The organism is Streptomyces sp. NPDC005899 (assembly GCF_040629645.1).
GTDB lineage: Bacteria > Actinomycetota > Actinomycetes > Streptomycetales > Streptomycetaceae > Streptomyces.
Genome location: NZ_JBEXWB010000406.1, coordinates 1 through 5166 on the forward strand (window position 1 = coordinate 1; position 5166 = coordinate 5166).

At 73.5% G+C, this 5166-nt stretch carries 4 protein-coding genes and 1 pseudogene; 2 read left to right on the forward strand and 3 right to left on the reverse strand.

All coding sequences use genetic code 11. The annotated features are described in order from the left end of the window. Window positions 1-547: pseudogene (locus ABZ371_RS28660) on the reverse strand (sensor histidine kinase); the annotation flags it as partial. Window positions 548-887: 340 nt separating this feature from the next. Continuing rightward, window positions 888-1619, reverse strand: a complete 732-nt coding sequence (locus ABZ371_RS28665) for a TetR/AcrR family transcriptional regulator (RefSeq protein ID WP_358684915.1) — start codon at window positions 1617-1619, stop codon at window positions 888-890. Between the two features lie 169 nt (window positions 1620-1788). Here ABZ371_RS28665 and ABZ371_RS28670 point away from each other — a divergent pair, with 169 nt between their 5' ends. Then, complete coding sequence (locus tag ABZ371_RS28670) at window positions 1789-2241, forward strand: nitroreductase family deazaflavin-dependent oxidoreductase (RefSeq protein WP_358684918.1); 453 nt, start codon at window positions 1789-1791, stop codon at window positions 2239-2241. Between the two features lie 34 nt (window positions 2242-2275). On the opposite strand, the gene ABZ371_RS28675 is transcribed toward ABZ371_RS28670, so the two are convergent. Further along, on the reverse strand, window positions 2276-3511 hold the full coding sequence (locus ABZ371_RS28675; protein ID WP_358684921.1) for a geranylgeranyl reductase family protein: 1236 nt from the start codon (window positions 3509-3511) through the stop codon (window positions 2276-2278). 200 nt (window positions 3512-3711) lie between these two features. Here ABZ371_RS28675 and ABZ371_RS28680 point away from each other — a divergent pair, with 200 nt between their 5' ends. Further along, window positions 3712-5076, forward strand: a complete 1365-nt coding sequence (locus tag ABZ371_RS28680; protein WP_358684923.1) for a dipeptidase — start codon at window positions 3712-3714, stop codon at window positions 5074-5076. The last annotated feature ends 90 nt before the right edge of the window (window positions 5077-5166 follow it).

The following is a 5166-nucleotide window of genomic DNA, read 5'->3' on the forward strand; positions in this document are numbered from 1 at the left end:
GTTCCGCCGCGGCGACGATCGCCGCGGCCCAGGCGGTGACGAGTGCCTCCTGAGCCCAGGGCGCCGGGCCGTCGCCGTCCGGCGGGAGCCATCGGTACAGCGAGTGGGACACCAGGACATGCCCTGCCCACAGCGCACCCAGCGACCACCAGGCCGCCTTCCGGTGCCCCGACACGATCGCGTTGAAGCACCCGACGGCGACGGCGAGGAACACCGGGCCGTACGGATAGCCCAGCGCGAGATAGACGAGGGTCGCGGCGGACGTCCCGGCGACGGCGAACCGGGGGTGGCGGTGGCGCACCAGCAGCACGGCGACCGCGGCGGTCAGCAGCAGCCGGGCCACGACGCCGAGGGGCTCGCGGCCCTGCCCGTGCGCCGCGACGGTCGTGCCGGCCATCACGAAGACGCCGAGCACCACGGTCGACAGCCAGGGCACCCGGTCGCCGCCGCCCGCGGGCCACGGCGACCGGCGCAGCCACTCCGGAACCGCGTGGCCGCCCGGACCGCCGCGGGGGGCCGGGCTTCCGTGCGCTCGCTCCTCGTCCATACGGCAACGCTAGACGGGCGGGACCGCGAGGCGCGTCAGCCGGGCGTGGTGGTCCCGTCTACTCCCCGTGCAGTACCCGCCGCCCGGCCGGAAGGATCGAGGGCGCCCGGCCGGTACCCGGGGCCGGAGTCCGCGCGCGGGGTGCGCTGCGCGTCGGCAGGCCACCGGCCCACGGCCGCGCCACCGCTCCGCACCCCGGAAGCCGGGCGGTGTCGTGGGGCCGGCCGGAACCGCGCGGCGGTCCGGTCCGCGCCGGCGGTCGGCGGTCGACCGCCGGCGCGGACGGCACCGCCTCCGAACGCCGCCCGCCCGGGACGGCACCGCCTCGGACGCCACCGCCTCAGACGTCGCCGCCTCGGACATTGCCGCCGTGTGGACCGTCCAGGAGCCCGACCGACCGGGCGAGTTCGCGGGAGGCGCACCGGAAGAACGGCTCCCGGTCCTCCACGACCCGGTGGAAGTGGCCGAAGAGCTCGAAGGAGATCAGGCCGAAGAGCTGGGCCCACGCCGCGACGAGGGCCGCCACCGTGGCGGGCGGGAGGTCGGGGGCCAGGTCCGCGGCCATGCGTTCGGCCTCGGGGCGGAGTTCGGGGCCCAGCCGTGGTGGGGCCAGGCCGTCCGTCCGATGAGCGTCACGCGCGAGCGCGACGAACACGAGTCCCACCCGCGAGGCGGGGCCGACGGTGTCCTGGGGGGCGCTGTAGCCGGGCACGGGTGACCCGTAGATCAGGGCGTACTCGTGGGGATGGGAGAGCGCCCAGCCCCGTACCGCGCAGGCCACTTCCGTCCAGCGCGCGGTGTGCGGGCCGGTGGAACCGCCCGCCGCCGCACGGGCGGCCTCGGCCGCTGCGCCCACCGCGTCGTAGGCGTCGACGATCAGGGCCGTCAGGAGGTCGTCACGGCTCGGGAAGTAGCGGTAGAGCGCGGAGGAGACCATGCCCAGCTCGCGGGCCACGGCGCGCAGGGAGAGTTTCGCGGCGCCGTCCGCCGCGAGCTGTCTCCTGGCCTCGTCCTTGATCGCGGCGGTGACCTCCACGCGGGCGCGCTCTCTGGCTCCTCGGATGGTGCTCATGCCGCTCAGTCTGCCACGGTTCGGAGCGGTGCACCAAAAAGAGAGCACTGCTCTTGCTCTGGAGCGGCCGACCGTGCACACTGATCTCAAGCGAGAGCAGTGCTCTCACACAGGATCACTGCTCCCACAGGAGAGCCCGGGACCCCCATCAGGATCGGAAGCCTTCACCATGCCGCAGCCGCACTACCTCCAGGGCAGCCCCCTCAACGTCCGGATGAACGGCCTCGTCGGCCGGCTCGCACGCCGCGGCATCAGCCTCCTCGGCACCGCCGAGATGTCGGTCCGCGGCCGCAGGAGCGGACAGCTTCAGCGCATCCCCGTGAACCCCCACACCTTCGAGGGCCACCAGTACCTGGTGTCCGCCCGCGGCCACTCGCAGTGGGTGCGCAACATGCGGGCGGCCGGCGGCGGCGAGCTGCGGGTGGGCCGCACGGTCCGCAGCTTCACGGCCGTCGAGATCGCGGACGACGAACAGAAGGCACGGGTCGTCCGCGCCTACCTCCGGCGGTGGGGCTGGGAGGTCAACCAGTACTTCCAGGGCGTCACCGCCCGGTCCTCGGACGAGGAACTCCTCGCCGCCTGCCCCGACCACCCGGTCTTCCGCATCACCGTGACGAGTTGACAGTGCCGGCGCGGTACCGGCGCGCCCTCCGTCCTCAGCGATCGAGCGCCGACATGGCCCGCTGCGCCAGCGGGTGTGTACGCACCAGTTCGGCCAGCGAGGTGGTCCCCCGGGTCACGCCGGCGAACGCCGTCCAGGCGGGGCGGAAACCGGTCAGCACCGCGTGCAGGATGCCGGGGCGCCGCTCGAACAGCTTGAGCATGCGCCGGCCGACGCCCATCTCGACACCGAGGCCCGCCTTGATCGCGAAGGCGTAGTTGAGCGCCTGGCGCCGGGCGTCGACGGCGTCGTGCGCCTCCGCGATCCGCACCGCCCACTCACCCGCGAGCCGGCCGGACCGCAGGGCGAAGGAGATGCCTTCCCTGGTCCAGGGCTCCAGGAGTCCGGCCGCGTCACCGCAGACCACCACCCGGCCGCGGGAGAGCGGCGAGTCGTCGGTGCGGCACCGGGTCAGATGCCCTGAGGAGATCGTGGGTTCGAAACCGGCCAGGCCGAGCCGGCCGACGAAGTCCTCGAGATAGCGCTTCGTCCCCGCCCCGTCGCCACGCGCCGAGATGACCCCGACGGTCAGCGTGTCGCCCTTGGGGAAGACCCATCCGTAACTCCCCGGCATGGGCCCCCAGTCGATCAGCACCCGCCCCGCCCAGTCCTCGGCCACCGTCGCGGGGACCGGGATCTCGGCTTCGAGGCCGAGGTCCACCTGGTCGAGCTTCACGCCGACATGTGCTCCTATGCGTCCGGCGCTGCCGTCCGCGCCGACGACCGCGCGGGCGAGGACCGTCTCGCCGCCGGCCAGCACCACGGCGACGGTGCGCCGGTCCGGCACCGCCGGCCCGTGCTGTTCGACCCGGGTCACCGACACGCCGGTGCGCAGTTCGGCACCCGCCTTCTGCGCCTCCTCCACCAGACCGGCGTCGAACTCGGGCCGGTTGATCAGCCCGAAGAGCATGCGCTTGGACCTGCGGGTACGGGACAGCCTGCCGTTGAGCGAGAACGTGACCGCGTGGATCCGGTCCTTCAGGGGGAGCTCGAACCCCGGCGGCAGGGAATCCCGGGAGAACCCGATGATTCCGCCGCCGCACGTCTTGTAGCGCGGCAGTTCAGCCTTCTCCAGCAACAGCACCCGCCGGCCCGCGACGGCCGCCGCGTACGCCGCGGAGGCTCCGGCCGGCCCCGCCCCGACCACCACGACGTCCCACACCGACGATTCCCGCGGTGGTGTCGACGACTCTTCCGGCTCACGTCCGGCGTCTGCGTTCTCGCTGCTCACGATGTGCTTCTGCTCCCGATCCCGACCAGTGGCCCCAGTTGCTCCCGGCATCCTACGGCGCGCGGCGGCACGGACCGGCTGTGGGAGGATCTGCAGTGTTTTCGTCCTACAGGTGAACGCCGCGACCTGCGGCTCCGCCCGGGCGCGCACAGTGCGCCCCCACAGACCCGACCGACGTCGCACCCACGAGGAGCGTGCCCATGACCGCCCGTCCGATTGCCGAGACCGTTGCCTCGTTGATGCCCCGCGCGAAGGCGGAGCTGACCGAGCTGGTGGCCTTCCGGTCGGTGGCGGACCCCGCGCAGTTCCCGAAGAGCGAGTGCGACGCCGCGGCCGACTGGGTCGCGGACGCGCTGCGCGCCGAGGACTTCCAGGACGTCGCCCTGCTCGACACGCCCGACGGCACCCGGTCGGTGTACGGCTACCTGCCCGGCCCGGCCGGAGCGCCGACCGTCCTGCTGTACGCGCACTACGACGTGCAGCCGCCGCTGGACGAAGCCGCCTGGCTCTCCCCGCCGTTCGAGCTGACCGAACGTGACGGCCGCTGGTTCGGCCGGGGCGCCGCGGACTGCAAGGGCGGGTTCATGATGCACCTGCTCGCGCTGCGCGCCCTCAAGGCGAACGGCGGCGTCCCCGTCTCGGTCAAGGTGATCGCGGAGGGGTCCGAGGAGCAGGGGACCGGCGGCCTGGAACAGTACGCGCGGGCGAACCCGGAGCTGCTCGCCGCCGACACCGTGGTCATCGGTGACACCGGGAACTTCCGGGTGGGCCTGCCCACCGTCACCTCGACGCTGCGCGGCATGACCATGCTGCGCGTGCGGCTGGACACCCTCCAGGGCAACCTGCACTCCGGGCAGTTCGGTGGCGCGGCCCCGGACGCGCTGGCCGCGATGATCCAGCTGCTGTCGACGCTGCGGGACGCGGACGGCACGACGACGGTCGACGGGCTCACGACGGATGCCGCGTGGGACGGGTTGCAGTACCCCGAGGACGAGTTCCGCAGCGACGCCAAGGTGCTCGACGGTGTCGGGCTGATCGGCACGGGCACGGTGGCCGACCGGATCTGGGCTCGCCCCGCGGTGACCGTCATCGGGATCGACTGCCCCGCGGTGGTGGGCGCCACGCCGTCCCTGCAGGCGAGCGCCCGGGCGCAGATCAGTCTGCGGGTGCCGCCAGGGCACGACGCCGCCGAGGCGACGAAACTGCTGACCGCCCACCTCGAGTCGCACGCACCGTGGGGTGCCAGGATCTCGGTGGAACAGATCGGCCAGGGCCAGCCGTTCCGCGCCGACCTCGGCAGCCCCGCGTACACGGCGATGGCCGATGCCATGCGCGCCGCGTACCCGGGCGAGGAGATGCAGGCCTGTGGCATGGGCGGCTCGATCCCGCTGTGCAACGCCCTCTCCGAGCTGTACCCGTCGGCCCAGATCCTCCTGATCGGGCTCAGCGAGCCGGAGGCCCAGATCCACGCGGTGAACGAGAGCGTGTCGCCCGAAGAGCTCGAGCGGCTCTCGGTCGCCGAGGCGCTGTTCCTGCGCAACTACGCGGAGTCCGGGCGGGCTTGATCCCTACCGGATCGCTCGCGTACCCGCCGCGGAGGACCGGGCCCCGGATCGTACGCCCGTGGCCCGGGTCTCCCGGGCCACGGGCGCGGC

What these genes read in the sequence shown, in the direction of transcription:
- ABZ371_RS28665 (WP_358684915.1), bottom strand. Translation starts at nt 1,619, where the DNA reads ATGAGCACCATCCGAGGAGCCAGAGAGCGCGCCCGCGTGGAGGTCACC.
- ABZ371_RS28670 (WP_358684918.1), top strand. Translation starts at nt 1,789, where the DNA reads ATGCCGCAGCCGCACTACCTCCAGGGCAGCCCCCTCAACGTCCGGATG.
- ABZ371_RS28680 (WP_358684923.1), top strand. Translation starts at nt 3,712, where the DNA reads ATGACCGCCCGTCCGATTGCCGAGACCGTTGCCTCGTTGATGCCCCGC.